This is a genomic window from Hymenobacter qilianensis, from assembly GCF_014489555.1.
GTDB classification, from domain to species: domain Bacteria; phylum Bacteroidota; class Bacteroidia; order Cytophagales; family Hymenobacteraceae; genus Hymenobacter; species Hymenobacter qilianensis.
In genome coordinates this window covers 1,884,120-1,910,839 of sequence record NZ_CP060784.1, presented here as the reverse complement: position 1 = coordinate 1,910,839, position 26,720 = coordinate 1,884,120, and the positions used below count along the sequence as shown (strand labels likewise).

25 protein-coding genes are annotated in these 26,720 nt (G+C 53.9%); 13 read left to right on the top strand and 12 right to left on the bottom strand.

Going from position 1 to position 26,720, the window contains the following annotated elements; genetic code table 11:
• Positions 1-63: 63 nt before the first annotated feature.
• The 4 genes from H9L05_RS23440 to H9L05_RS08815 form a co-directional block, all read right to left on the bottom strand.
• Positions 64-1,752 (bottom strand): HAD-IC family P-type ATPase, encoded by a 1,689-nt coding sequence (locus H9L05_RS23440; RefSeq protein ID WP_223284828.1) that lies wholly within the window; start codon positions 1,750-1,752, stop codon positions 64-66.
• The gene (locus tag H9L05_RS23435) at positions 1,740-2,849 is read right to left on the bottom strand and encodes a cation-translocating P-type ATPase (RefSeq protein WP_223284827.1); all 1,110 of its coding nucleotides are present in this window, start codon (positions 2,847-2,849) and stop codon (positions 1,740-1,742) included. The genes H9L05_RS23440 and H9L05_RS23435 overlap by 13 nt, the downstream gene beginning before the upstream one ends.
• A gap of 232 nt (positions 2,850-3,081) precedes the next feature.
• Positions 3,082-3,513 (bottom strand): S41 family peptidase, encoded by a 432-nt coding sequence (locus H9L05_RS08820; RefSeq protein WP_187733845.1) that lies wholly within the window; start codon positions 3,511-3,513, stop codon positions 3,082-3,084.
• Complete coding sequence (locus H9L05_RS08815) at positions 3,465-4,337, bottom strand: hypothetical protein (protein WP_187733844.1); 873 nt, start codon at positions 4,335-4,337, stop codon at positions 3,465-3,467. Before H9L05_RS08815 ends, H9L05_RS08820 begins: the two co-directional genes overlap by 49 nt.
• A 172-nt stretch (positions 4,338-4,509) precedes the next feature.
• Here H9L05_RS08815 and H9L05_RS08810 point away from each other — a divergent pair, with 172 nt between their 5' ends.
• From H9L05_RS08810 to H9L05_RS08795, 5 genes are all read left to right on the top strand, one after another.
• Positions 4,510-6,090, top strand: coding sequence for an energy transducer TonB (locus H9L05_RS08810; protein ID WP_187733843.1), 1,581 nt, complete (start codon positions 4,510-4,512; stop codon positions 6,088-6,090).
• Between the two features lie 241 nt (positions 6,091-6,331).
• Positions 6,332-6,544 carry a hypothetical protein gene (locus tag H9L05_RS08805; protein WP_187733842.1) on the top strand — a complete coding sequence of 71 codons (213 nt, stop codon included), beginning with the start codon at positions 6,332-6,334 and terminating at the stop codon, positions 6,542-6,544.
• Positions 6,541-7,095: an ABC-three component system protein gene (locus tag H9L05_RS08800; RefSeq protein ID WP_187733841.1), complete on the top strand. Its 555-nt coding sequence runs from the start codon at positions 6,541-6,543 to the stop codon at positions 7,093-7,095. The genes H9L05_RS08805 and H9L05_RS08800 overlap by 4 nt, the downstream gene beginning before the upstream one ends.
• Position 7,096: 1 nt before the next feature.
• Positions 7,097-7,330, top strand: a complete 234-nt coding sequence (locus H9L05_RS26825) for an ABC-three component system middle component 6 (RefSeq protein WP_373285333.1) — start codon at positions 7,097-7,099, stop codon at positions 7,328-7,330.
• Entirely contained in the window at positions 7,321-9,012 is a 1,692-nt protein-coding gene (locus H9L05_RS08795; RefSeq protein ID WP_187733840.1) for a DUF2326 domain-containing protein, read from the top strand. Before H9L05_RS26825 ends, H9L05_RS08795 begins: the two co-directional genes overlap by 10 nt.
• 72 nt (positions 9,013-9,084) lie before the next feature.
• On the opposite strand, the gene lpdA is transcribed toward H9L05_RS08795, so the two are convergent.
• A complete protein-coding gene (gene lpdA / locus H9L05_RS08790) occupies positions 9,085-10,491 on the bottom strand; it encodes a dihydrolipoyl dehydrogenase (protein ID WP_187733839.1) in 1,407 nt (468 codons plus the stop codon).
• A gap of 253 nt (positions 10,492-10,744) precedes the next feature.
• Entirely contained in the window at positions 10,745-12,406 is a 1,662-nt protein-coding gene (locus H9L05_RS08785) for a M1 family metallopeptidase (protein ID WP_223284826.1), read from the bottom strand.
• Between the two features lie 139 nt (positions 12,407-12,545).
• Between H9L05_RS08785 and H9L05_RS08780 the strand changes: the two genes are divergently transcribed.
• Together H9L05_RS08780 and H9L05_RS08775 are read left to right on the top strand one after the other, a co-directional pair.
• Positions 12,546-13,511 (top strand): EamA family transporter, encoded by a 966-nt coding sequence (locus H9L05_RS08780; RefSeq protein ID WP_187733837.1) that lies wholly within the window; start codon positions 12,546-12,548, stop codon positions 13,509-13,511.
• A 190-nt stretch (positions 13,512-13,701) separates the two neighbouring features.
• Entirely contained in the window at positions 13,702-14,055 is a 354-nt protein-coding gene (locus H9L05_RS08775; protein ID WP_187733836.1) for a group III truncated hemoglobin, read from the top strand.
• A gap of 101 nt (positions 14,056-14,156) precedes the next feature.
• Here the strand turns inward: H9L05_RS08775 and odhB are convergent, their stop codons facing one another.
• The 3 genes from odhB to H9L05_RS08760 all read right to left on the bottom strand — a co-directional run bounded on the left by odhB (position 14,157) and on the right by H9L05_RS08760 (position 20,372).
• Positions 14,157-15,941, bottom strand: coding sequence for a 2-oxoglutarate dehydrogenase complex dihydrolipoyllysine-residue succinyltransferase (gene odhB, locus H9L05_RS08770; RefSeq protein ID WP_187733835.1), 1,785 nt, complete (start codon positions 15,939-15,941; stop codon positions 14,157-14,159).
• Between the two features lie 164 nt (positions 15,942-16,105).
• Entirely contained in the window at positions 16,106-18,961 is a 2,856-nt protein-coding gene (locus H9L05_RS08765) for a 2-oxoglutarate dehydrogenase E1 component (protein ID WP_187733834.1), read from the bottom strand.
• Positions 18,962-19,178: 217 nt separating this feature from the next.
• Positions 19,179-20,372 (bottom strand): L-dopachrome tautomerase-related protein, encoded by a 1,194-nt coding sequence (locus tag H9L05_RS08760; RefSeq protein WP_187733833.1) that lies wholly within the window; start codon positions 20,370-20,372, stop codon positions 19,179-19,181.
• 548 nt (positions 20,373-20,920) lie between these two features.
• Between H9L05_RS08760 and H9L05_RS08755 the strand changes: the two genes are divergently transcribed.
• Positions 20,921-21,298, top strand: coding sequence for an RlpA-like double-psi beta-barrel domain-containing protein (locus H9L05_RS08755; protein WP_187733832.1), 378 nt, complete (start codon positions 20,921-20,923; stop codon positions 21,296-21,298).
• Positions 21,299-21,337: 39 nt separating this feature from the next.
• Here H9L05_RS08755 and H9L05_RS08750 read toward each other — a convergent pair whose 3' ends face one another.
• Both H9L05_RS08750 and H9L05_RS08745 read right to left on the bottom strand, forming a co-directional pair.
• Positions 21,338-22,354, bottom strand: coding sequence for a hypothetical protein (locus H9L05_RS08750; RefSeq protein WP_223284825.1), 1,017 nt, complete (start codon positions 22,352-22,354; stop codon positions 21,338-21,340).
• A 158-nt stretch (positions 22,355-22,512) separates the two neighbouring features.
• A complete protein-coding gene (locus H9L05_RS08745) occupies positions 22,513-22,914 on the bottom strand; it encodes a hypothetical protein (RefSeq protein ID WP_187733831.1) in 402 nt (133 codons plus the stop codon).
• A gap of 232 nt (positions 22,915-23,146) precedes the next feature.
• On the opposite strand from H9L05_RS08745, the gene H9L05_RS08740 reads away from it, so the two are divergent.
• Positions 23,147-23,431, top strand: a complete 285-nt coding sequence (locus tag H9L05_RS08740) for a hypothetical protein (RefSeq protein ID WP_187733830.1) — start codon at positions 23,147-23,149, stop codon at positions 23,429-23,431.
• 58 nt (positions 23,432-23,489) lie between these two features.
• Here the strand turns inward: H9L05_RS08740 and H9L05_RS08735 are convergent, their stop codons facing one another.
• A complete protein-coding gene (locus H9L05_RS08735; protein WP_187733829.1) occupies positions 23,490-25,043 on the bottom strand; it encodes a hypothetical protein in 1,554 nt (517 codons plus the stop codon).
• A gap of 201 nt (positions 25,044-25,244) precedes the next feature.
• Between H9L05_RS08735 and H9L05_RS23430 the strand changes: the two genes are divergently transcribed.
• Genes H9L05_RS23430 through H9L05_RS08720 form a run of 4 tightly spaced genes read left to right on the top strand, consistent with a single transcriptional unit; the run spans position 25,245 to position 26,666 of the window.
• The gene (locus H9L05_RS23430; protein WP_223284824.1) at positions 25,245-25,577 is read left to right on the top strand and encodes a hypothetical protein; all 333 of its coding nucleotides are present in this window, start codon (positions 25,245-25,247) and stop codon (positions 25,575-25,577) included.
• The gene (locus H9L05_RS23425) at positions 25,535-26,002 is read left to right on the top strand and encodes a hypothetical protein (RefSeq protein WP_223284823.1); all 468 of its coding nucleotides are present in this window, start codon (positions 25,535-25,537) and stop codon (positions 26,000-26,002) included. Before H9L05_RS23430 ends, H9L05_RS23425 begins: the two co-directional genes overlap by 43 nt.
• Before the next feature lie 41 nt (positions 26,003-26,043).
• Positions 26,044-26,241 (top strand): hypothetical protein, encoded by a 198-nt coding sequence (locus H9L05_RS08725; RefSeq protein WP_187733828.1) that lies wholly within the window; start codon positions 26,044-26,046, stop codon positions 26,239-26,241.
• A complete protein-coding gene (locus H9L05_RS08720) occupies positions 26,211-26,666 on the top strand; it encodes a hypothetical protein (RefSeq protein ID WP_187733827.1) in 456 nt (151 codons plus the stop codon). The genes H9L05_RS08725 and H9L05_RS08720 overlap by 31 nt, the downstream gene beginning before the upstream one ends.
• Positions 26,667-26,720 lie beyond the last annotated feature (54 nt).

Below are 26,720 nucleotides of genomic sequence, written 5' to 3'. Positions count from 1 at the left end.
GTACAGCGTTGTCCCAACGCCTGCACCGGCGCTACCGGTAACTGGGGGCATTTTGCGGATGTACTAGCCAACTGCCGGCAATGTTCGGGGCTGCCGGGCGCTTCGGACAAGGCTACGAAACCGCAGGTGCTTCTCCACGCTCACGATAAGCCACAGGACGAGGCCCGCTCCTAGAATGCGCAGTAGCTGGGGGGCATTTAGCGGAGCCGAGCTAAACAGGGTATTCATAAAAGGCACGTAGATAAAGGCGGCTTGCAGGGCCAGCATGGCGGCAATGCCGTAGTACACCCACATATTGGAGAAGTAACCAACTTCCTGCGTTGGCCTCACCAGGGAGCGGCAGCTCAGCAGGTAAAACGCCTCCAGCACGATGAGTACCGTAGTAGCCATCGTCTGGGCTTCGGCCAGCGAGGCTCCCTGGTACCGCCGCTCATACAGGTACAAGCCAAACGTGGCAACCAACATCAGCACCCCCACCAGCAGCGTGCGCATGATCAGGTCGCGGGTAAGGATGGGCTCACTGGCCGGGCGGGGCGGACGATCCATAATGCCGGGCTCTCTTGGCTCGAAAGCCAGCGTCAGGCCCAGCAGCACGGCCGTGGTCATATTTATCCACAGAATATGAATCGGCTGCACGGGCAGCTGAGTACCAAAGGCAATAGCCGCTAGGATGGTAAGGCCCTCACCCAGGTTGGTAGGCAGCGTCCAGACTATAAACTTGGTCAGGTTGTCGAACACCCCGCGGCCCTCTTCCACAGCCCCTTCAATAGAAGAAAAGTTGTCGTCGGTGAGCACCATGTCGGCCGCGTCCTTGGCCACGTCGGTGCCGGTGATGCCCATGGCAATGCCGATGTTGGCCTGCTTGAGGGCCGGCGCGTCGTTGACGCCGTCACCAGTCATAGCCACCACCCGGTCGCGGGCCTGCAGGGCTTTGACCAGCCGCAGCTTCTGGTCGGGCGACACGCGCGCAAACACGGAGGTAGTTTCTGCTACTTCTTCCAGCGTTTTATCGTCGATCTGCTGCAGCTCCTTGCCTGTCAGGGCCACTAGCTTGCCGTTGTGCTGGCGTCCTTTCAGCCCAATTTCGCCGGCAATGGCGGCGGCCGTGGCCGCGTGGTCACCGGTAATCATTTTCACGTCGATGCCCGCTGCCTGGCAGAGCCGCACGGCCTCTATGGCTTCCTGGCGTGGCGGGTCAATCATGGCTTGCAGGCCTAGAAACACCAGGTCCCGGCTGGTGTAGTCGTGGCTGATGGCTGCCAGGGTAGCGGGGGCGTCGGCCGTGGCAAAGGCCAGTACGCGCATCCCTTCATTGGCCATAGTTTCTACCTGATGCATAATCACGGCCTTATCCAGTGGGGCCAGGTCCCCATTGGCCTGCATACTCTTGGCACAGCGCTCCAACACGGCTTCCACCGACCCTTTCAGGTAAATAACAGCCCTAACGCCGCCGTGGAGCGTGGCCATATACTGGTAATGGGACTCAAACGGTATGGTGTCCAAGCGCGGGTAGGCTTCCTCCAACTGGGTCCGCTGGAAGCCCGCCTTGCCGGCCGCGACAAGTAGTGCTCCCTCGGTCGGGTCGCCCTCCACAATCCATTTTCCCTCTTTTTCCTTTACGGCGCTGTCGTTGCAGAGCAAGCCGGCGTGCAGACAGAGTTGCAGGGCCCGGTTGGAGGTAAGGTCAGCTACCTCTTGGCCGCACCGAATTTGGCCTTCGGGCCGGTAGCCCAGGCCTTCTACCTGATACATTTGCCCCCAGCGGCTATTCGCTGCACGGTCATCTGGTTTTCGGTGAGCGTGCCGGTTTTGTCGGAGCAGATAACGCTGGTACTGCCCAGGGTTTCGACTGCCACCAGCTTGCGAATAATTGCCCGGCGGGCGGCCATTTTTGATACACCCAGAGCCAGCATAATGGTAACGGCCACCGGCAAGCCTTCCGGGATGGCCCCCACGGCCAGGGCTACAACAATCATAAAGGTGTCGGCCTTGCTTTCGCCGCGCAGTATACCCACCACGAAGACCACCACGCAAAGCCCCAGAATGACCCAGAGCAGCAGTTGGCTGAACTCTTTGATTTTCAGGGTGAGCGGCGTCTCCAGGTCTTCAGCGCCGGCAATGGACTGCTGAATTTTACCCACCTCGGTCTGGTCGCCGGTGGCTACTACCACTCCTGTTGCTTGTCCATACGTGACGCTGGTGGAGGCAAAACCCAGGCAGAGCCGGTCGCCCAGCACGTTGTCGGCGGGCACGGCTACAGTGCTCTTTTCCACGGCCACCGATTCGCCGGTCAGCGCCGATTCGTCGACCTGCAGGTCGCGGACTTTCACCAGACGCACATCGGCCGGGAACTTGTTGCCCGATTGCACCAGCACCACGTCGCCGGGCACGAGTTGCAAGGCTTCTATTTCATGCCGGCGGCCGTCCCGGATAACCTGGGCGCGGGCCGTCATGCGCTGGGCTAAGGCATTGATGGCGGTCAGCGCCTTCGACTCCTGCACGTAGCCAATAATGGCGTTGATAAACACCACGGCAAAAATCACAATGGCATCGGTGTACTCCTGCAGAAAGATAGTGACCACCGTGGCGGCCAGCAGAATATAAATCAGCGGCTGGTGAAACTGCAGCAGAAACATAACCAGGGCACTCTGCTGTTGTTTTGGCGTCATTCGGTTCAGGCCTACCTGCTGCTGGCGTCGCGCTACTTCCTCCTCGCTCAACCCCTCCTTCGCCGACACCTGTAGCCGCGCCAGCACTGCATCCGCTTCTAGGCTGTGCCACCCGGGAGCCTGATCAGGAGCTAGCTGTAATGGTCGCTCGCTTACCTTTTTTGCTTCTAGAACACGCATAGCCTATTCATTTTTTACCGCTCCGCAAAGGAAGACCACGCACGCGGCTGAATCCATGACGTAGGTCATGTCAAGAGTTAACTCTTTGCACTGCCACACGGGGCTAGGCTGGTGCCTGGGCTGCCCGAAGGGTCTTGCTTGCTGCGTCAGCGGTTTCTACAACCTGTGGGGGGCTTTTTGATCACGACTGCTAGCGCCGCGGCCGCCACTTAATGCCAGCGGCAAAGCAGATTTAATGCTTTGAGCTTCTGCGCAAACGAAGCAATGCTACTTCCAGCGTTTTGTCGCTGCCACCCGCAGATGGCGGTACAATTACCTGTGGCACGTAGTTTTCCCGAGGCAACCCATCAATTCGATACAGTCGCTCGGCCGGAATATTAAACCCAATCCCTGAGTTTGGTATCCGAAAAGAGTAGATGGCGCCGTTCAGGCGGGCCATTTCGGTGCCCATTACCGTGGCGCGCTTCATGCCATCCAGCCCGATGGTTATGCCTTCGGGCATGCTGCCCGTCCAGCGCCCTACCAGCACCACAAGCGGCTGGGTGTAAGGATTAGGTCGGGGTGATACCAGCTCTATCCAGGTGCGCTCCACGCCAAACTCCACTTCTTCGGCCGTTAGCTCGTGGCGCTGGTAGGGCTGCTCCTGCGTGATAAAGCGGCCCATAATAGCGCGGGCCACGGTGGTGTTGCCCCGCTGGGGCATTCCCGCAAATCTAGGATAAGACCTTGCGTGTCGTTTAGGGCCGTCAGGGCGCTGTCGAAGGCGGCAATCAGGGCGTTGTTGCCGAGGCTGTTGTTGATTTTGACGTAGCCAATGGTGCCCAGGCGCTTGCTTTCCAGCAGTCCGGTGTACTGGATGTTTTCCAGGGCGAGGCCGTTTTTGTCGGGGTAAAAGTCTTGCTTTTTGCCCCCCACCCGCACTGTTAGCTTGCGCGGGGTGCGATGGTCGCCGGCCAGCGCCAGGTTGAGGGCTACCTGACGGGCTGCGTCATCTACGGTCTTTAAGCTGCGGCCAATAAAGGGCTGAATAGCTTGCTCTATAGGCATGTCGTTTAGGGCCAATACTTCCATACCGGGTCGCAGCCCCACTTGCTCGGCCCCCAATCCGCGGCGGATATCCACCAGCACAGCTTTGCCTTCTATAAATGCCCCCCACACATCGGTAGCCGACGGTATCAGACGGCGCGAGTCGGGCAGGTTCGTGGAGAGCGAGGCGTGGTTGTCGTACAGCTCATTCAGGGCGTTTTCCAGCAGGCGCACAAACTGGGCGCGGGTTGTGACGCTTTTCAGCTGCGGCTCAGCCGCTTGCCGGACTTTTTCCCAATCGGTTTGCTTCTTGTCGAAGTAGCAGTAATTGCGCTTTACCGTCGTCCAGAAGTAGTCGAAATCCTGCTCGTACTGCGCTGGGGTGAAGGTAGCTTGGGCGCGGAGTGTGGCAGGCAGAAGCAGCAATAACGCGCACAGCAGGCGCCGATAGGTAGGAAGCACTAGGGATGAGTTAAGGTCAGATTTAGAGTATCTAATTACTAAAAGCTGCTGGCATTCCTGCGCCCCCTTCTCCCAGAGGATATTGAGCAATGGAGGCTGGGGGGCAAAATAACCTCGGCTGCTTTCCAGCAAACCCGTATTTTGCACTCTCTTGTGTTTTCTATTCTATTTTATGTCATGCATATCGTTTCGAGCTTTTCTCTGTGGTATTATTCTTCTGTTCACTACCCGCGCCGCCTCCGCCCAAAGCGCACCGCTCGATACAGAGCTAAACACCTTCTACGACCAACTGAACGCCTACCGCACCGCCCGCTACCAGCCACTGCCGGACCTGGAGGCGCTGCAGCTGCCCTCCACCTTTTCGGGGGCCGATTTGCAGGCCCTGCGCCTGAAGGAGCGTCACATCGTGCGGGTTGATCTGGTGTACACGGCCTTTCGCCTGAACCCCACGTTCAACCAGCGCCAGCTCAACCTCAGCCGCCTCCGCAACCTGGCTGCTGGCGTGCCGGGCTTGGTGCAAGATGAGTCGGTGACGTGGACGCTGGTGGAGCAAACCGGCTGCAACAGCCCCACCGAGTGCCAGCCGTTTTTTCACGGCTTTGTGGTGTACGTAACCCGCCACGCCACCGCCGCCACCAGCCGCGCCGACCTCGACAGCCTCACCCACAAGCTGCGCCTTCTAGAAAAGAGTCGGCCGAAAGCCGCCAAAAAGAGCCAGGGCAAAGCCGTAGCCTGCAATTTGCCCCCCAGCCGCTTCACCTACCGTCAGATGGCCCGCAGCCTGCGCCAGAGCTACAAGTGCCCCCAGCGCGACGCCCAGATTGTAAAGTTTGAGCTGAAAGTAAACGCCGACGGCTCCGTGCAGGCGGTGAAGGTGCTGCCCACCGCCAAGCCTCTGTGCACGGCCGAGCTGGAAGCGGCCATCCGCAAGAGCGTGGGCTTCCACTCCGGTTTTCCCATCAATGGCAAAACGTTTCCCTTTGTGGCCAAAGGCGCGGTGCGGCTTCCCATCGGACCCTTGCAGCTGCTGGGCGAGGCGGATATGGGCTTTACTCATTTCGCCCTCCCCGATTCGGCGGCCCGGCTCTACCGCGTCTTCCTGAAAAAGAAGAACAAGCAGCACAAAAACGACTACTGCGAGGCCCGCATTACCAAAGCCGGCGAACTGCTGGCCACCGCTGATACCGCCGCCGTAGAGCTGCCCCTGCCCGCCGATGCCAACGTAGTAGCCCGCGTGATGCAGCGCCACCCCGAGTGGCCGAAGGAAGTGGTAGTGACGGACGCCACCGGCAGCATGTTTCCCTACACCTTCGACCTGCTGGCCTGGCTACAGCTCAGCGCCCTCGAAGACAAGAAAACCTTCGTGTTCTTCAACGATGGCAACGACCAGAACGACAAGGACAAGCGCGTAGGCAAAACCGGCGGCCTTTATCACGTAAAAACCGACAGCTACGAGGCCATCAAAAACAAGCTCATCGAAACGATGAAGGCCGGCGGGGGCGGCGACGCGCCCGAAAACGACGCCGAAGCCCTGCTCTACGCCCAGCAGCTCACCGGCTCCGACTCTCCCGACCTCATCCTGATTGCCGACAACTACACCTTCCCCGCGACGCCAAGCTCCTCAAAAACACCACGGCCCACGTGCGCATCATCCTCTGCGGCGTGCGCGACTACGTCAACCCGCGCTACCTCGCCCTGGCCCGCCAGCACGGCTTCTCCCTACACACCATCGAGGGCGACATCGAGGACCTAAGCAAGCTGCTGGAAGGCGAAACCATCACCATTCAGGGTCAGCAGTATCTTGTGACGAAGGATGGGTTTAAGCTGGTGCAGAAGACATAGGTGTTTACCTGTTATTGCTGCTGGACAACATCCTGAATTGCAGCTAACGAAGCTTACGTAGCATTTAATTTAGTTAAGCAGCTAATGAATTTAGCAAATACACGCTCACTTTTGATACCTTTGGACAAGACCTTAACATTTATACAATCACAATGAGCGAAGAATTTATCAAATTCTCTGGCTGGGCTATTGCCGCAGCATCTTTAGTCGTGAATATTTTACAACTACTGAAAAACAATGATTTAAAGAAGGAGATTAACTCGTCCACTCAAACTGTTGGAGCAAACGCTAGGGCGAATCAACAGACTAGTTCTGGGTCTGGAAGCAACTATGCTTCAGGAAGAGATATCAACGTTGGAAAATGATAGATCAAACTAGCTCAGGGCTTGGGGATAATTTTGCAGCACTAGGAGACATCAATATCTTAAAGGAGAGCAGGAATATTACTAGCAACCTTTCAAAATTGATCAACATTCTTGGAAAAAGACTTGCAGACAATAACCCTACTAAACAGGAAAACGAACCTTTTACTATAGAAAAGAAGATTGCTTATAATAATGTAAAAAAATACAAACCTATAATAGACGAATACGGACTTTTTGTTGGCAAGTTATCTGCAATATATAAAGAACATGATCAGCAGAATACTAATATGACATATTTCACGTTAGCTAATATCAGGCAGCATTATTTAAAAGTAAAAGGAGATATTATTAGTGCAAATCCTGGGCAAGATGAGTTATCAATAATACAAACGCATGCTGATAGTATATTTTCAGAAGTTGAGAAAAGATTATTGAATGAAATCAACAAAAGCTCAAATATTACTGAACCTTACGAAATAATAAATGTTTCATTACTGGTAATCATGATTGATGCCTTTATGAGATGCAAAATACTTGAAGAACCTAATTAAGATGCTTCTACCTAAAGACACAAATCCCAAGAATAGCATTTATTTTTACGGAGCTATAGTGTGCAACAAATTAGAAGAAGTGAAAGAAGGGGAGATAGACTTTCTTGATTTATTTACAAAATCGAGAGAAGAAAGCGAAATATCATTGCAATCGTTCGTACTTACCTTAGATTGGTTATTTATATTAGGGTTAATTAAACTGGACAAGTTTGGCTTGATAAAGAAATGTTTTTAAAAAATCTCAAAATTGAGAATGAGGCCAAAGTAGTAAGGGAAGTCCTTTTTCACAAAGGACTCAATCTTATTATTGACGAAACTCCTACCGATGCGCTCCAGCAATCCGGAAATAATGTCGGCAAAACAACTGTTTTGAAGTTAATTGACTTTTGTCTTGGTGGTGACGGAAAGAACATTTATAACGACTCAGAATTTAAAGAGAAGAGTAATGTCGATGTTGAAAACTTCTTAAAAGACAATAATATTATAATTACTTTAATTCTTAAAGATGATTTAACCAAACAAGATAGTGCTGAAATAATTATCAGAAGAAATTTCTTAAAACGCTCTGAAAAAATACAGGAAATCAACAATGAAAGCTATAATGACAAAGATTTTTTAGAGAAACTCAAGTCACTTGTATTTCATTCCAGTTCTGACAAGCCTACCTTTCGTCAGATAATTGCTAAGAATATACGTTACGAAAAAAGCAGATTAGATAATACTATAAAAGTACTTCATATAACTACAAAAGCAGAAGAATACGAAGCATTATACCTTTTTTGGCTTGGAATTGATACTAATACCGCTAACAAAAAACAGAAGCTACAGTATCAAAAATCTACTGAAGAAGCCATACTAAAAAAACTAAGAAAGGAAACATCACATTCACAGATAATTCAGGCATTGTCTGTTATCAATAGAGATATACAAGAACTCAATTTACTAAAAGACAATTTCAGCGTCAATGATGATTATCAAGAAGATCTAAACAGACTTAATATCATCAAGGCGGAAATAAATAAACTATCAACTGAGTTAGCAAGATTAGCCCTTAGAAGAGATATTATTCTTGAAGCAAAAGATGAGATTGAAAAAGAATACGCAAATATTAACACAAAGCAACTTGAGGAGTTATATAAAGCAGCCAATGCATTCATTCCTAAGATGCAGGCTACTTTTGAAGAGATGCTAGAGTTTCACAATAAAATGTTACAGGAAAAAGTAAAATTTATAAGTTCAGAAATTCCCAAATTAGAACAAGATATAGTTAATACTAATCAGCTTATACAAGTCAACGTTAATAGTGAAAGATCTATTTCACAAAAACTCATCAAACTTGGAGCGATTGAGGAATTGGAAAACATAATTCAATCACTCAATAAAAAATATGAGCAGAAAGGCAGATATGAAGAACAGCTTAGACAGTGGAATGAATCAACAGAAAAACTTGAAGAAATAGAGAAAAGCCTAATAAACATAAATAACGGCATCGCCTCTTTTGAAATAGACTTAGAAAAAAGCATTATTGAATTTAATAAGTTCTTCTCCAAAGTATCGGAAAAGCTTTACGGAGAACAGTTTATTTTAAGTCAAAATAAAACAGAGAGAGCTTATGAACTTAAAATTGGTTCTGTAGGAGGGCTTGGGACAGGCAAAAAAAAGGGACAAATCGCTGCGTTTGACATAGCCTATATTCAGTTCTGTGATGAGAACGATATACCTTGTGTTCACTTTATTCTACATGACCAAATTGAGAATATTCATGATAATCAACTTACGCTAATTGCAGATGTTGTTAGCAAATCAAATATACAATTTATTGTACCAGTGCTAAGGGACAAACTTCCTCCTGATTTGAACCCTGAAGATTATAAAATTCTTTCCTTATCTCAGAATAATAAACTTTTCGGAATTTAAATTACGCACAAATAAAAGAGGCCGTAGCTCTAGGAGCTACGGCCTCTTTTACGTTTCTATTTTACAGCAGAACTACATATGAATCGCCCGATTCTCCGTGGCGGCTAAGCACGCTTCCTTCATAGCTTCCGCATACGTCGGGTGGGCGTGGCTCATGCGGGCTACGTCCTCGGCGGAGGCGCGGAACTCCATGGCGGTGACGGCTTCGGCGATGAGGTCGGCGATGCGCGGGCCGATCATGTGCACACCCAGGATTTCGTCGGTTTCCTTGTCGGCCAGCACTTTCACGAAGCCGTCGAGGTCCATGGAGGCGCGGGCGCGGCCAGAGGCGCGGAAGGGGAAGGAGCCGGTTTTGTAGGCGCGGCCGGTTTCCTTGAGCTGCTCTTCGGTGTAGCCCACTCCCGCCACTTCGGGCCAGGTGTACACCACGCCGGGGATGAGCAGGTAGTTGACGTGGGGCTTCTGGCCGGCAATGGTTTCGGCCACGAATACGCCTTCTTCTTCGGCCTTGTGAGCCAACATTGCCCCCCGCACCACGTCGCCGATGGCATAAATGCCCCCCACGTTGGTTTGCAGGTGCTCATCGACCTTGATGCGGCCGCGCTCTTCCAGCTCAATGCCGGCCGCTTCCAGGTTCAGGCCCTGGGTGTAGGCCGAACGGCCCACGGCTACGAGGCAGTAGTCGCCCTCAAACTTCACTTCCTCGCCCTTGGGGTTGGTGGCGGTCACGGTCACGGTGTCGCCCTCGCGGGTGGCGCCGGTTACTTTGTGGCTGAAGAAGAACTCGATGCCGATTTTGCCCAGCACGCGCTTCAGCTCCTTGCCCAGGGCGCGGTCCATGGTGGGGATGATGGCGTCCATGAACTCCACCACCGACACCTTGGCGCCGAGGCGAGCGTACACGGAAGCCATTTCCAGCCCGATAACGCCGCCGCCGATTACCACCATGTGCTTCGGCACCTCCCGAATGTTCAGGGCCTCGGTGCTGGTGATGATGCGTTGCTTGTCCTGCTGAATAAAGGGCAGCACGGTGGGCTTGGAGCCCGTCGCGATGATGACGTTTTTGGTCTCAATCTGCTGCTCTTCGCCTTCGCCGGTAGGCGTGATTTTGATATGGGTCTTATCGACGAAAGAGCCGAGGCCCTGAATCACGTCGATCTTGTTTTTCTTCATCAGGTACTGAATGCCGTCCACGTTGGCTTTCACCACACCGTTTTTACGGTCAATCATCTGATTCATATTCACCTGCAAATCACTCAGCTCAATACCATGCTCCTTGAAGGTGGTGTGGGCATTGTGGTAGTGCTCGGTGCTGTCGAGCAGGGCCTTGCTGGGAATGCAGCCCACATTGAGGCAGGTGCCGCCCAGCGTAGGGTATTTCTCAATGATAGCGGTTTTGAGACCGAGCTGGGCGCAGCGGATGGCCGCCACATAACCGCCCGGCCCCGAGCCGATAACGGTAACGTCGTATTGGTTCATATTCAGCAGGTGAATTCAATGGAAATCAACGGCCACGAAGGTACGCAAGGCGAATTTGTGAAAAGTGAAATTGTGAAGGGGTGAGTTTTATGACGTAGAACGTCATGCAGAGCGGCCGCGAAGCATCTCGCTCGCTGACGTTGCAATACTAATCAACGAAGCGAGCGAGATGCTTCGCGGCCGCTCTGCATGACAGACGTAAAAAATAGCAGAACGTCAAACTCACAATTTCACCACTTCACAAGTTCACCTCTTACTCCACCAGCACGCCGATGTAGTAGTTCTCCGTGTCTACCTCCAGATTGTCTTTGGTAAGACCCGGCAAGCTCAAGGGTTGAAAGGAAGTAGTGAGAGGCAGTGTGCTATACTCGCCGCCTTTTTGGCGCACCCGAATCGGGAGGGCAAAGCCGGGCACATTCGCTATCCAGCGGGCTTCAGATTTGCCTTCCACGAAGCGAACTTCCAGCGTAGGCAGGGCTGAGTGACGTAGGTATTGGTCGAAAACAGGGGTGAGGTCCTGGCCGGTTTGCTTATTGAAGTAAGCAATGATTTGGTCGGTAGTGACGGTTTGGTGGTAGAAAGTGCTGGACAGGCCCCGGAGCAGCTCACGCCACTTTGCGTCATCGGGGACATAGGCCGTGCGTATCATATTGAGCAGGTTGCTGCCCTTATCATACATATCCGATGAGCCTTCCCGGTTTACCTCGTAAGGTCCGATGATGGGTTTGTCGTTACGAATGTTGCGGCGCTGCCCATGGATGTACTGTTGGGCGGCTAGCTTGCCAAACTGGCTTTCCACAAACAAGGCTTCGGAGTACGTAGTGAAGCTTTCGTGAATCCACATGTCGGCTATGTCCTTGCTGGTGATGTTGTTGCCAAACCACTCGTGGCCGCTTTCGTGTATGATGATAAAGTCCCACTTCAGGCCCCAGCCCGTGGCCGAGCGGTCGGCGCCGAGGTAGCCGTTCTGGTACTTGTTGCCGTAGGCCACGGCGCTCTGGTGCTCCATGCCCAGGTGAGGTGTTTCTATCAGCTTGAAACCATCCTCATAAAATGGATAAGGCCCAAACCAGTTTTCCATTGCCTTGAGCATGGGCTTCACATTGGCCGCAAACTGCGTTTTGGCTTTAGCCAGGTTTTCGGGCAGCACCCAGTAGTCAAGCGTCAGCTTGCCTTTTTCGCCGGTGTATTCGTCCGCGAAGTGGGTATAGTCGGCCACGTTGAGGGCCACGTCGTAGTTGTTGATCGGGTTGTTCACAAACCAGTCGAAGCGGGTAGCGCCGCCTTTAAGTTTAGTGGTTTTGCGCAAGCGGCCGTTCGAGATGTCCTTGAGGCCTTTGGGCACCGTTACGCTGATGAGCATGCTGTCTACCTCATCGGCCTGATGATCTTTAGTGGGCCACCAGATGCTGGCGCCCACGCCCTGGCAGGCGGTAGCCACCCACGGCTTGCCCTTGCCATCCTGCGTGAACACGAAGCCGCCATCCCAGGGGGCATTTTTGGCCACCGTAGGCTGACCGGAATAGTAAACCCGAAACTCGGCCCGACTACCCTTCTGAATAGGCGCCGGAAACGTGACGAACACGGCATTAGCCTCTCGCGTGTATGGGACCGGCTTGCCTTGGTATTCCACTTTCTCCACCTTCAGATTGGCAAACAGATCAAACTGCAGACGGGTGAAATCCTGGGTGGCCGTGAAGTGAAAGAGGTTGGAGCCGCTGATAGATTTATTGGCTACATCCAGCTTTACATCGAGGTGGTAATAGTTGATGTCGTAACAGGTGCGGAGCGGCGTGAGCGCGCCGCGCAGGGAGTCGGCGCGGGTAAAGGCGGGCTTGGGTTGCAGCAGTTGGGCCGAGGCCCCGAGGGAGCAGCTTAGCAGGGCCGCCAGAAAAAGCAGAAAGGTAGAACGCACAGCAGAGAAGTAATGGGAGTACATGGCAAAGAACGCCAACCTGACCGAAACGCGGCAAGCCGGGAGCTTCGTAGTAGAGCGCAGCTAGCAGCCCCGCCAAAACCGCCGTAGGTTTGCAGCCTCATTCTCGCTTCGCTTCATGTCAACTTCTGCTACCTCCCCTACCCGCCTGGCTTTGGTGCTCGCTTTTGCAGCGGTATATATCATCTGGGGCTCCACGTATCTGGGCATCCGCTTCGCCATCGATTCCATTCCGCCTTTGCTGATGGCCGGTACGCGCTACGCGCTGGCAGGCGTGCTGCTGTACGGATTTATGCGCCTGCGCGGAGCCCCGCGCCCAAGTGCGCAGGGCTGGATTACGGCGTTCATTATTGGAGTCTGTTTGCTGGGCTTCGGCAACGGCGGCGTGACTTTGGGCGAGCAGTATATTCCTACTGGTATGGCCTCGCTGCTGGTAGCCACGGTGCCCATGTTTCTGGCGGTGCTTGGCTGGATGAGCGGCGTATCACAACGCCCGACGGCGCTGGTGGCACTGGGGCTGGTGTTCGGACTGGGGGGCGTTTATCTGTTGGCCAGCCATCCGGGAGCCTCTCACGTGGCCTTGCCCGGGCGGCAGGGAACCGGCATTACCATGGTGCTGACGGCAGCTTTGGTGTGGGCCATCGGGTCGCTTTATTCCAAGAAAAAGCAGGCGGCGGCTTCTCCTTTTGTGGCCGGCGGCATGCAGATGATTTGTGGTGGTCTGGTGATGCTGGTGGTGGGCCTGCTGCGCGGCGAAGCCAATGGGTTTGAGCTGGCGCAGGTCACGACGAAATCGTGGTGGGCGTATGCTTACCTGGTCAGCTTTGGCTCTATTGTGGGCTTTACCGCTTATATCTGGCTACTGCGGGTAGTAGAGCCGGCCCTGGCGGGCACATACGCCTTCGTCAATCCGGTGGTGGCTGTGCTTCTGGGCTGGGCCTTCGCGGGCGAATCGCTCAATATAAGCATGCTGGGCGGCGCGGCGCTGATTGTAATAGCGGTGATGCTGGTAGTGCTGGGCGGCCGGAAAACGCAGCCTAAAACAGTTGAAAGTGAAGCCGTTGAGCTTGAATCAAAAAGATAAGCTAATGAAGTATTTGCTGCGCTGTGCAAATTCCCTTTTCAGACTCAACAGTATAATTTATTTAACATTAAATTGAATTAATAATCTCAGATTGTGTATGTTTACTATGGGCACTCGCCACGCTTAACATAGCGGAGCAACGGTGTCGGAATCTTGTCGTATGTATCACTCTACCGCTATTTAGCTACTTATGCCAACTGCTCTTCCCGACATCCGTACCGAAGGTGACATCAAGGTTTTGGTAGATTGCTTCTGCCAGAAGGTAAACCAGGATGCGCTGCTCTCGCCCATCTTTAGCGCGGTGGCCGCAGTGCATTGGCCCAACCATCTTACCTCGCTGTATGACTATTGGAGCAGCACTCTGTTTGGCCGCACCAATAGCACTGGTCAGCCCATTCCTCAACAATTAGCTATGCCAGCCCGCAGTCAATACCAGCGCCAGTGGATTGGCTTATTCAGCAAGGCGGTGGAAGAAAATTTTGCAGGTGATAAGGCTGAGGAAGCTAAGGTGAAAGCCCGAAGCATAGCCCTTTCTGCCGAGTAGCTTTCCGCCCCCTATCCACAGCCAGATCCGCGTAGCTTACGTCATAAAAAAGCCCCCAGCTATGGTAGCTGGGGGGCTTTTTTTGCGTCCATTCTAAAGCGCTACACTCCTAGCAGCAAGCGCGTTGGATCTTCCAGCAATTCTTTCACGCGCACCAAGAACGACACCGACTCGCGACCATCGATGATGCGGTGGTCGTAACTCAGAGCCAGGTACATCATGGGGCGAATCACGACTTGCCCGTTCACGGCTATGGGGCGCTGCACAATGTTGTGCATCCCCAGAATAGCCGACTGGGGGGCATTTATGATGGGCGTACTCATCATAGAGCCGAAAACACCGCCGTTAGTGATGGTAAACGTGCCGCCGGTCATTTCCTCGATGGTGAGCTTATTATCGCGGGCTTTCACAGCCAAGCGAACTACCTCTTTCTCAATGCCTTCGAAAGACAGCTGCTCCGCGTTGCGAATCACCGGTACTACCAAGCCCTTCGGCGCTGATACCGCGATGCTCACGTCGCAGAAGTCATTGAATACGATATCGGTTCCGTCGATCTGAGCATTTACGGAGGGGAATTCCTTCAGGGCTACGCAGCAGGCCTTTGTGAAGAAGGACATAAAGCCCAAGCCAACCTGATGCTTCTCCTTGAATTTGTCTTTGTACTTGGTACGCAGGTCCATGATAGGCTGCATATCCACCTCGTTGAAAGTGGTAAGCATCGCCGTCTCATTTTTCACGGCCACCAAGCGGCGAGCCACGGTCTTGCGCAGGTTGCTCATCCGCTCGCGCCGCTGGACACGCTCACCGGCTGGTTGAGCGCCGGCAGGAGCCGCTGGCTGCGCACTGCTTGCCGGTGCAGCAGCCGGAGTTGGAGCTGGTGCAGCTGGGCGTGCCTGGGCGTTTTGCGCGTCTTCTTTGGTGATACGGCCGTCACGGCCGGTGCCTTGTACGTCAGTAGCGGCAATACCTTTCTCACCGAGGATTTTGCCGGCAGCCGGCGAAGGAGTGCCCGTGGCGTACGTAGCGCTACCCGAAGCGGCAGCGGTGGCAGGCTGAGCCGACGTCGAACTTGTCCCCTGAGCAGCGGCTGGTGCCGGTGCAGCCGGAGCTGCTCCCGCAGCGGCACCGCTACCACCCTCAATGCGGGCAATTACCGTCCCGATGGCAATCGTCTGACCTTCCTGGGCTGCGTGGCGCAACGTGCCAGCGGCCTCGGCGGGCAGCTCAAATGTCGCCTTATCTGACTCCAACTCAGCAATTACCTCGTCGCGCTCTACTTGGGCGCCGTCGGCTTTCAGCCACTTAGCTACCGTTACCTCCGTGATAGACTCGCCTACGGCCGGAATCTTCATTTCTTTCACCTCGCCACCGCCAGTAGCTGGGGCGCTGCCGCCCGTGGCAGGCGCAGTAGGCTTATCGGCTGAGCCAGCGGTCGAACCACCGTAACCTGATTGGTCACTGGCCTGCGGATTTTGCTCACCCTGAGTAATCGGATCTTTTGCGGACTGGGGAGCTTTTTCAGCCGACGCGCCTTGGCTGCCATTGCTGCCCGACTCCTTTTGGCCGGGCGCTACGGGGTCAGCCTGAGGCTGGGCCAGCGTGGCATCTTTGGCCGGTGCTGCGCCTCCAGCGGCCGGGGCAGCGCCATTGCCCTCGCCGCCGATATTGGCAATGACGGTGCCGATACCAATCGTTTCGCCTTCGGCCACCAGAATCTGCAGCGTGCCATCTGCCTCGGCAGGCAGCTCAAAGGTCGCCTTATCCGATTCCAGCTCGGCAATTACTTCGTCGCGCTTCACGGCCGCGCCGTCGCTTTTGAGCCATTTGGCAATGGTCACTTCGGTGATAGATTCGCCGACGGCGGGGATTTTAATTTCCAGACCCATAGGTGGAACGGTTGAAGAGTTTCGGAGGGTGATAGTTTAGGCGGCAGGCGTACTGGCTGCCACAATTACTGATGAAACAAAAAAGCGAATTATGCTGAAAATATAGAGCTGGGGGCTTTTTCAACGAACCTGTGAGTGCGCGAACAGCCGGTTCGCGCACTCAGCTAGTCCTGCTTCTTTGCTACTTCTACGGTGCCTTTGATATTTTCGGCGTCTACCTCGGCAGATGCAATGCCGAAAGCGCGGGCCACAATGTCCTTCTGCTCCTTCACGTGCACCTTATTATAGCCGGTAGCCGGCGAAGCCGACGGCTTGCGGGCAATCACGTCTTCCAGCTCGCGGCGCATGAAGCGGAGCAGGTAGTTCCAATAGCCCATGTTCTCGGGCTCTTCCTGAACCCAATATATTTTGGCCTTCGGGTACTTGGCCAGCTCTACGCTCAGCTGCTTTTGGGGGAAAGGATGCAGCTGCTCCAAACGCACGATAGCCACATCCTTATGCTGAGACTTTTGCTGCTCTTCCAGCAAGTCGAAGTACACTTTGCCTGAGCACAGCAACACCCGCTTTACCTTTTTGGCATCGGCGTACACATCACCAAGAACTTCGCGGAAATTGCCCCCCGTAAACTCTTCCACCGGCGACACGCACAGCGGATGGCGCAGCATCGACTTGGGCGACATTACTACCAGCGGCTTGCGGAAGCTCCACGTCAACTGCCGACGCAGGGCGTGGAAGAAGTTGGCTGGTGTGGTAATGTTGGCTACCACGATGTTATTCTCGGCAGCAAGCTGCAGGAAACGCTCAGGGCGAGCGTTGGAGTGCTCCGGGCCCTGGCCTTCGTAGCCGTGGGGCAACAGCATCACCACTCCGTTCATCCGCTGCCACTTGCTCTCCGACGACACAATGAATTGGTCGATCATGGTCTGGGCGCCGTTGGCGAAATCACCGAACTGCGCTTCCCAAACCACCAGAGCGGTGGGGTTGGCCATGGCGTAGCCAAATTCAAAGCCCAACACGGCATACTCACTCAGCAAGGAGTTATAAATCCGCAGCTTCTCCTGTCCTTCCCCGATGTGATTCAACGAGTTATAGGGTGCCGAAGTCTCCGCGTCGTGCAATACGGCATGGCGGTGCGAGAAGGTACCGCGCTGGCAATCTTGTCCGCTTACACGCACAATGTGCTGCTCCTGCAATAAGGAGCCATAGGCCAGCAGCTCGGCGGCGGCCCAGTTGAGAATGCGCGTTTCGAAGAACATCTTGCGGCGTTCCTCCGTGAGCTTCTCAATCTGCTTCAGGGGGCGGAATCCTTCGGGCAGCGTAGTTAGCGCTTTGCCAACTTTGGCAATGGCCTCCTCACTGATGCCCGTCTCGGGCGACTGCTCAAAGTCTTCGTTTTTGGCCCGGCGCAGGGTGCGCCATTCATTTTCGAGAGCCTGATAGTTATACGGCAGCGGCTTCTGCTTTACCATATCCAAACGAGCCTGCAGCATCTCGCGGAACTCGCGGTCCATCTGGTTGGCTAGCTCCGCATCTACATCACCGCGCTGCACGAGCATGGTGTTATACACCTCGCGCGGATTTGGGTGCTTCGAGATGATATTGTAGAGCGTCGGCTGGGTGAACTTAGGCTCGTCCGACTCGTTGTGGCCGTGGCGACGATAGCACACCATATCAATGAAGATATCGGCGTGAAACTGCTGACGGTACTCAGTAGCCAGGCGCACGGCAAATACCACAGCCTCAGGATCATCACCATTTACGTGCAGCACCGGCGCATCAATAATCTTAGCCAGATCAGTGCTGTAGATACTGGAGCGGGCATCTTCGAAGTCGGTGGTAAAACCAACCTGATTGTTGATGACAAAGTGAATAGTACCACCCGTTTTGTAGCCTTCCAGCAGCGACATCTGCGTCAGCTCGTAGCCAATACCCTGGCCGGCTAAAGCGGCGTCGCCGTGAATCAGAATAGGCAGAATCTGGTGGTAATCGTCGTTGTACTGGTGCTCAATTTTGGCGCGCACAAAGCCTTCTACCACCGGGTTAACTGCCTCCAGGTGAGAAGGATTGGGGGCCAATTTCAGATTTACTTTATGCCCGGCTTCGGTGTCAACTTCCGAAGAGTAGCCCATATGGTACTTCACGTCGCCGTCACCCATAGTCAGGTCAGGCACGGCGGTACCCTCAAACTCCGAGAAAATCTGCTCGTAGGTCTTGCCCATGATGTTGGCCAGCACGTTCAGACGGCCGCGGTGGGCCATACCAATCATCACTTCGCGTACACCCAAATCGGCGGCTTTGTTGATGATGGCATCCAAAGCGGGAATAGTGGTTTCGCCACCTTCCAAAGAGAAGCGCTTCTGCCCTAAAAACTTGGTATGCAGAAAGTTCTCGAACACAACTGCCTCGTTCAACTTCCGCAGAATACGCTTTTTGTACTCAACGCCGGGGTTGAAACTCAATGAGTCCTTTTCCACTTTATCCCGGAACCAGTCCAGAATCTGGGGGTCCCGGATGTACATGTACTCAAAGCCGATGGTGCGGGTATAAATCTTTTCCAGCGCCGCTACGATGTCGCGCAGTTTGGCGCTGGTGCCCAAACCCAACAATTCCCCATTCTTGAAGGGTGTGTCGAGGTCGGCTTCCGTTAAGCCAAAATCAGCGATGTCGAGACGCGCTTTGCGGTCTTTGCGCTCCCGCACGGGGTTGGTTCGGGCTCGTAAATGCCCCCTGCTGCGAAAAGCATGAATAAGGTTGCGAACCTGCGTTTCCTTATCGGCGGCTACTGTGTCCACAGCGCGCACTGCTTCTGCCTCATTCGTAGAAGCAGGTGTAGCTAACACCCCTGAACCGGTGGGCTGGCCTGCTTGGCCATCACCATCAGCAAACTGCTGGGAGAAGTCGAAGCCTTCAAAAAACTTGCGCCAGCCGAAGTCCACTGATTCGGGATCTTGCTGGTATGTCTTGTAAAGCTGGTCTATGTAGTCGCCGTGGGCATTGGCGATGTAAGAGTAAGCGTCCATTCGTAAAGGAGCTAAGTGAGTCAGGGCAAATGTATATAGCTTATCACAAAGCTAAAAACCCATATTCGGTTCCACAAATACACCTGTAAGTCAAGTGCTTATTTCCGTACCCGCAATCGTTACGATTTGCGATGTAGCCAATCTATTCAAAATAAAAGGAAAGCCCTTCCTCAATTGAGGAAAGGCTTCAATAAGTTAAACCGACGCAACCCAGGAATTATTGCGGAAGAGCAGTCTTGAAAATGCGGTAGGTCTGGTCCTGCTTACCTACACCTTTGTTCCAAGTAGGCGTTTTATGAATGGCCGAGGTCGTGAAATACAAATCGCCATTAGCAGTGATAGCATACGTATCTGGCCACTGAAGCCGGGGCTCTTTAGCTATCGTTTCCAGCTTGCCGGCCGGTGTACGGCGCATAATAGCGTTGTTCTCAAAAGAGGTGAGATAGACGTTATCCTTAGCATCTATCTCCATGCCATCGGTGGCGGGAATGGTACCGACCTTCTCCACCTGGCTGCCCAGCTGCGCTGAGGATAAGGCCGCATTGCGAAGCGCCTCTGTTTTGATGCGGTAAAGCGAGTGGCTGGTGAGCGGCGACCAATACAAGTATTCACCATTACGACTCAGAGCAATACCATCGGCGTGCAAGGCCATGGGCTTACCGGTTGGGTCGATCATGGGATGGCCATCCGCTTTTAAAGTAAGGCCCGGCTCCGGATGCACGGAAGGATGATCAGCTAGAAGGCGGCGTGAAGTGCCCGTTTTTAAGTCCACGACTACAATGGCTCCCATTCCTGACTCGGTGATGTAAGCAAAGTTGCGCTGGGTATCAATGCGTACATCGTTCAGGTAAGACTTGCGCGGCGCCACCGAGGCCGGGAAGCTGATGTTTTGAACAACTTTATTGGTCTTCGGGTCAATCTTAACCAGTTTGGGACCACCGGGCACGGTGGCTTTCAGGCCGGGCGCGGCGGGGTCGAGCACCCATAGCATACCAGCCTGATCGACGTGCACACTCTGGGGGCAGATCCAATGCTTCTGGGGCTCGTTGCGGACGGAATCGTTCCACATGCACCAGCTGGCATCGGGATATGGCTTTACGGAGCCATCCGTGCCGATGACCGCAATGGGATTGACCGGGTTGTTATCCCAACGCGGAAAAACGCCAAATACCCGGCCATCGGGCGCTACCGCCACCCCAACAATCTGGGGCTCGCGAAACTCGGCTACAACTTGTAGCGGTGAGTTGGCAGGAGCAGCGGTTTGGCTGGTAGCAGTAGAGTCGGAATCGGTGCTGCGGGAGGCATTTTCACCCGATGGCGATGAGCAGCTTACTACCGCTCCTACTAATAACAGACCGGTACACAGGGATGTAGCCGAGCGCAAAACGCTGGCCGGGCAAATAGTAACCATAGTAGCTAGAGAGAAAGATAGAATGCCTGGAAAAAGATGAAACCCACCTGCTTTTATGCCAGCAGGCAGATGCTTTCTTACGGCCTGACACAGGTCAGGTTCATGACGCGGGCGCACTTCACTCACATGACCGATGAGGCAGTAGTCGCCTATAGGAGCTCTGAGGCTCAAGCGCTTGCCTTCGTGGGGAAATGAGAGCTGAGTTAATACGTATAAAATAAGGGCAATTTTAAATCAATTAACTACCAAAAACGGCGCTTTCGTCCTCTGCGAGAGGCCGTTGATATACTACTCAAAATCCAGAGCAACCTTTTTTTATAAGTTAGGGTTAACACTTTTCGTCCGCGAAAATTATGTGGTCGGCCCATCCTCTTCGGGCGAGTAGAAGAGTCACCAGATCAACTGTCATGTCTATTGCCTTATTCATCCTAACACTCCTTTTCCCCCCGCAAACAAGTACCTCCGCTCCGCTTCCGCTTACTCCTACTGTTGCCAACCTGACACCTCGGCACATTATATTCGATTCGCCAACACCTGTACCTGCAGTGTTGCCCCGTCGCTTACCCGGTTATAAAGTAACGGCCACCGTGTATTGGGCCGAACCCGGGCAAACTGATTCTGATCCGCTAATCACGGCCGACAACTCCCGCATCAAACGTAACCACTCAAGCAAAGACCGTTGGATAGCGCTTTCCCGGGATATGCTTAAGCAGAACGGTGGCAAGTTTAAATACGGTGATTTAGTGCATGTTAGCGGTATCTCCCCTAAGCTCGACGGCGTGTACGTGCTCCACGACACGATGAATCGTCGCCTACGCCGCACCATTGATTTATTGGTGCACAAAGACGAAAAGCTCTATGGCAAATGGGACAACGTGCGCATCAGCCGCGTGGCCAAGCCTGAGCTACAATGGCAGGCCAGCTAAGCTGCCCGCCCCCAAATTTGCCCCCCAGACTATCTGCTTCTATTCCGAAGCAGAGGTATAAGTTGTCATCTCGCGGGGTTTCCCATCGGGCTGATACAGAAAGCTTAATGGCTCATCCGCATCGCTCAGAATAGCGGTGTACGGTATATGCCAGCGCTTCCACATTTCCTGCAACGACTGTGCGTAGGCTGAGTTTAGCCAAGGCGCAAAAATGCCCCCTGTCACATCGTCGATGAGCGTATCGTAGGTCAGGTGCTGGTCGCCGGGCTGATGCGGGCGTACAAAATAATCGGGAATCACGCCGAACAGATAGGCCGCGTAGTAGACGCGGGCCTTAAATTCGGCCACCTGAATAGGGTGTAGCGGACGCTGTGCGTCGGTGTACACTTGGCGCATGGCTTGCCGAATAATGCCATTATCCATCAGACAAGCCATCAATACCACATTATCGAGCTTGATGCTGAACACCATGGTGGTCAGGTCGTCGTCGTACTCAAAGGCGATGGTGTCTTCGTGCGGAGCGGTTTCCAGAATAAAGATGGAGGCCGGCGTGAAGTCTTCAAACTCGATGGGAACACGCAGGGCCTGAAACGTTTGGAAAAACGCTTGAAAGCGACGGAACATCTGCGCGTTTTCGGCGAGCGGGTAGCGTGGCTTTACCAACGGGTCGAGCTCGGTGAGCAGCTCAGTGGTAAGAATGCCATAAAACATCTTGCCCAGCCACAGAAACAGCGTTTTTTCGGGCAGCGCCTGCCACGCGGCTAGGCCCAGCTTGGCCGTTTGTTCCATTTGCGCCTCCAAGGGCTCCACGTACTGGGTGCGGCACCGTGTGCAGCACGGAATCCGGAGCTCCGGGTAGAAGCGGATGCTTTGGTCGAGCAGCAGAATCTGCCGTTCCGCTAGGCCGTAACGCTGCTGGAGCCAATCGGCAAACACTGGCACTGAGTTGGTGGCCGGATCGGTGGGCGAGCCGCACAAAAAGCAGTGCTTGTCGCCAAACTGCATTCGGGCAGACGGATCGTAAAGCGTGAGGTCGGGCGGTGTGTTGGCAGGCATGTGGCGGAAAGGAATAGAGGCTGCAAAAATAGGTGCTGGCGTGCGTCTTGCTGCCTTTGTCGCTATTACGGCCAGTAAGTCGCTGATTGTGAGCAATACGCAAACACAAAAAAGCTCCCCAGACTGGTCTGGGGAGCTTTTTTTGGTGTCGATTGAGGTTAGCGCGACAGCGACGAGCCCAGCTTGATCAGTACTTTACCCAAGTGATTGAGGGAAGCAGTAAAGTGATTGTTGCTTTCATCGGCTACTTTGTTGGCTTCGGCGCCCAGTGTAGCCAGTGTTTCGGCTATGGCGTGGGGCTCCGTGTCACTATCGTTCAGCTGCTCGCGCAGGGTTTTCATCTCCTGAAGTATTTTGGCCAGACCAGTGCGCTCCGAAGCGCTCAATACTTCTATCCAACGGTCGATTTCGGCCAGCCCGTGCTTATCAGCTTGGTCGGGCACACCGCCGTTGAGCAGCTTCAGCGTATCATCCAGAAGCGCGGCGTTCTGCTGATCGGTCACATCAAGCGGAATGGTGGGCGTGAGGGGCGTTTGGGGGGTTTGGGCGGTGGAATCCATAGGTCAGAGAGGCAAATCAGGAAAGAACGTCTTAGCTATACTGGCATCGGCTCCTAAAAGTTAAGCCAATAGTCGGGTTGCTTGATTCATCGTCTTTACTGCTCGCGTTTGGGTAAGTTTTACGCCGTCTATATTCACTTTTTTAGAAAATTTAGATCAAAGGCGGGTTACTTTCCCTAGGTAACCGGTATGAAGCCATTATCCACTCTCACGACCCTAATTCTTTTAAGCCATGAAATTTTCCTTTAAATCTCTGCTCGTTTTAGCCGCATTTGCTCCTTTCGCTCTAGCTTCTTGCTCAGAGAAGACTCAAGAGAATGCCGAAGCTACCGCTGAAAGTGCTGGCACCGACGCTGCTAACGCAACCGAAAACGCTGGCGACGCTATAGAAGGCGCCACCGACAATGCTGCTGCCGACATCAAAGAAGACATGAAGCGTGAGCCCGGCGACACGGCCGTTGTTCAGAACAAAGAAGCTGACAAGCTTGTAGAAGAAGTTCCTGACAAGAAAGACTAGTTCTGCTCTTAGATTGTAAAAAAAGCCCCCCAGACTCGGTCTGGGGGGCTTTTTGATTTTATGCTGTTTCTTTTTCCTGCGCCTTGACCGCCCCGGCCAGTTCCATCAGCACCTCATAGTAGGGCCGACCCAAGGCACGGGCCTTGAGCCAGGCGTAAAAGCTCATGGCGTGCAAATCTTCCCGCTCGCTATCCAATGGCACCGCGTCTGCCATCTGGCTGACGCGCTCCAGAAAGCTGGGGTGGCGCACGGCGGCGGGGTCGTCCAGGATTTCGCGCACCAGGTTCAGGTAGCAGAGCACGTATTGATACGGGCCGCCCTCGCCAAACCGTTCGCGGAAGCCACGCTCAATAGCGCGCAAGCGGTTCAAGGCCAGGTCGGAGTTGCCGAGTTCGAGCTGCACCAGCATCTCGCCCATATTCTTATTGAACACCCATTCCACGCCCATTTTCTGCTCGCACCAATGGTCGGAGCGGCCGATGCCGATAAGCACTTGGTTGGTTTTGGCAAACTGGTTTTCGGCGAAGTAGTGAAAGCCCAGCCCCAGCCGCGCCGTAAGCTGGTCGGCGGCCGACAAGGCCACCTCGCGCCCCTGCAACAGGTTTTCCAGCAAGCTGATACTCTCGGCGTTGCGGCGCAGAAACGAGTAATTAGCAGCCAGTAGGAAGATATACTTGGGATAAAAATCGGCCATGTAGCTGCGCGAGCCCGCGTACAGTGCCGCCCGCAGCTGCTCCAGATACGCCACCGACTCGGTGAAGCGGCGCGAACGATACAAGGCGTGGGCAATCATATACAGCAGCCCCAACTGGTAGTAGCGGTGGGCGGGCCGGAAGCCGTGGCGCTTCTCCATGAGCGTGTAGCAACGGCGCACAAACGGCGCAAACGACACAAAGTCGCGGCGCACCAGCATGGCACTGCGGGCAATGGACATAAGGCGGTAAAGCAACGACGGGCTGCGCGCAAAGGCTTCCTGCAAATCATACTCGCGCAATACTTCGCGCATAATACCATCGAAGGCCTCGCCGGCCCGGCCCCGGCTGCGGGCCTGCCGCAGCCGCTCCCGAATGAGGCTGTCGGCAATACCGGCGCGCTCCTCTTCGTCGGCCGCCTTTTTATTATGATTCCGGCGGCGAATGATGTCGGCCAGCTCATCGGCATACTCGCTGCCCGCCTGGGCAATCTGCAGGTTATAAATGGTGTTCAGCAGCTCATACTGCTCATTCTGGTGGGCCAGCTTTTCGGCCTTGCGCAGAATGTTCCAGGCCAGGCGGGGTACGCCCACATCAAAAAGGTACTGTGCCAGCGTGAGTTGGCCGCGCACCGAGGACGCCGCCGTCGGGTCGAGTTGGCGCTGGCGCAGCAGCAGGTAATCGGTGAGGTGGCGCATCAGGCGCTTGCGCAAGGCATAGTATGCCACCGCGTTAGGCTCACCGGGGTATAGCTTGGCGAGCAGCTCCTCGGTTGAGTATGCTTTGGCGTGCAGCAGCAATTCGTAGAGGCGCGAATCCATGCGACCATTTACTTTTTTGCGCTGCCGCTGCACGAAGCGGCCAAACTCTTTGCGGTCGTCCGGCGAGAAAGTGACCAGCGTCGTGCGTAAGTCATCCATAAGAGTAGATATAAAAGCTAAATATAGGGATTGGGGGGCTTTTTCTAAAGTCTAATTTATTGGCTTGTACACTATCTGTAAATCAGATTTTTACAACAGGAAAGGGGTCTGTCGAAAGTCTGAAAAACGTGAAAGTTGGTTCGTGTTTTCAGGGGGTAAGTCTGCACCTTCGGACAGGATTTCACCTCACAGCCTACTTATATGAAACGCTTTCTACTTTCCCTGCTGGTGTCCGCCTTCACGGTCATTTCAGCCCAAGCCCAGGACCTGCTCACCAAGCAAAATGGCGAGGAGCTTCAGGTTAAGGTTCTGGAGCTTACACCCACCGAAGTGCGCTACAAGCGCACCGATAACCCCGACGGCCCGCTCATCACTGTTCGCCGCTCCGAGGTATTCATGATTCGCTACGCCAACGGCACCAAGGAAGTGCTGAGCACCAGCCAAAAAGCCCCCAGATTATCGCCGGCTCGCCCCCACCTCCCGGCCCGGTCGTGCCCGGCGATGAGGAGTCGGCTTATGAGGAGATTCACTTGAATGGTCCGCGCATTGGGTTTACTATCCTTTCGCAAGGCGTTATAAATAAGATTAATGCGCGTGAAAGCAGCTATTTGAAGGATTTAAACCCTTTCATCACTCAGTTCGGCTGGCAGTTTGAAACCCGCATTTTCCGAATGCCCAACGGTACGGCGGGCCTGCTGGAGATAGTGCCGCTGATAGGTGGCTTAGAGCAGGGCAAGTTTATTCCGAGCATCAATGCGCTGGTAGGTATTCGGGGGCCAAAAGGGTTTGAGTTTGGCTTAGGCCCCAATCTGACCCCAGTAAGTGCCAATGTTGCGCTGGCTATCGGCACCTCCTTTCGCTCCAATGGCATCAACTTCCCGGTGAATTTCGCAGTGGTACCCGGCAACGGCGGGGCGCGGTTTAGTCTGCTGGTCGGCTTCAACTCACGGCGGCGCTAAGAGCACACTTCTTCTCAATTCACTACTTCATAAATACGACTATGCGCGTTTTTCTACTTTGCTGCTTTCTCTTTTGCGCCACACTAAGCGCGCAAGCCCAAGACACCATTCTGCGCACCAATGGCGATGAGGTGAAGGCTCGGGTACTGTCCATTACGCCTACCGATGTGGCGTACGTGCCTACCACCGAGCCCCCAGCACCGATACGTTGCACCTGCTTGCTACCGATGTATTCCTGATTCGCTATTCCAACGGCACCAAAGAGATTGTAAGCCAGCCAGATGCTACGGCGCCAGCAATAGGCTTAGGCCGCACTCCGCAGCAAATGAGTGACTTGGGTCGCGAGGATGCGGGAAAGTATTTTAAAGCGCGGGGGGCTTTTTGGGGCACATTTGGAGCCACTGTAGTTAGCATTCCAGCTACTTATGGGCTCGGGGGTATTGTTGCGGGCACTGTCATTGCCGCCACGCCTCCAAAACCTCATAATATGATCGTCCCTGATCAGGCGTTGCTGGCCGATACTGATTATGTAAGCGGCTACCAAAAGCAGGCCCAACGGAAAAAGCTGGGAAAAGCAGCCGGAGGCCTTGGGTTGGGCTTGGCAACTGGGGTAGTGGTTGTATATACGCTTGTCATGATAGCTTTCAGTAACGGAGGTCATTGATGCCCTAAGCTTAATTAAATCAGGCACTTGGTGCGCTGATTTATTTTATTCCTA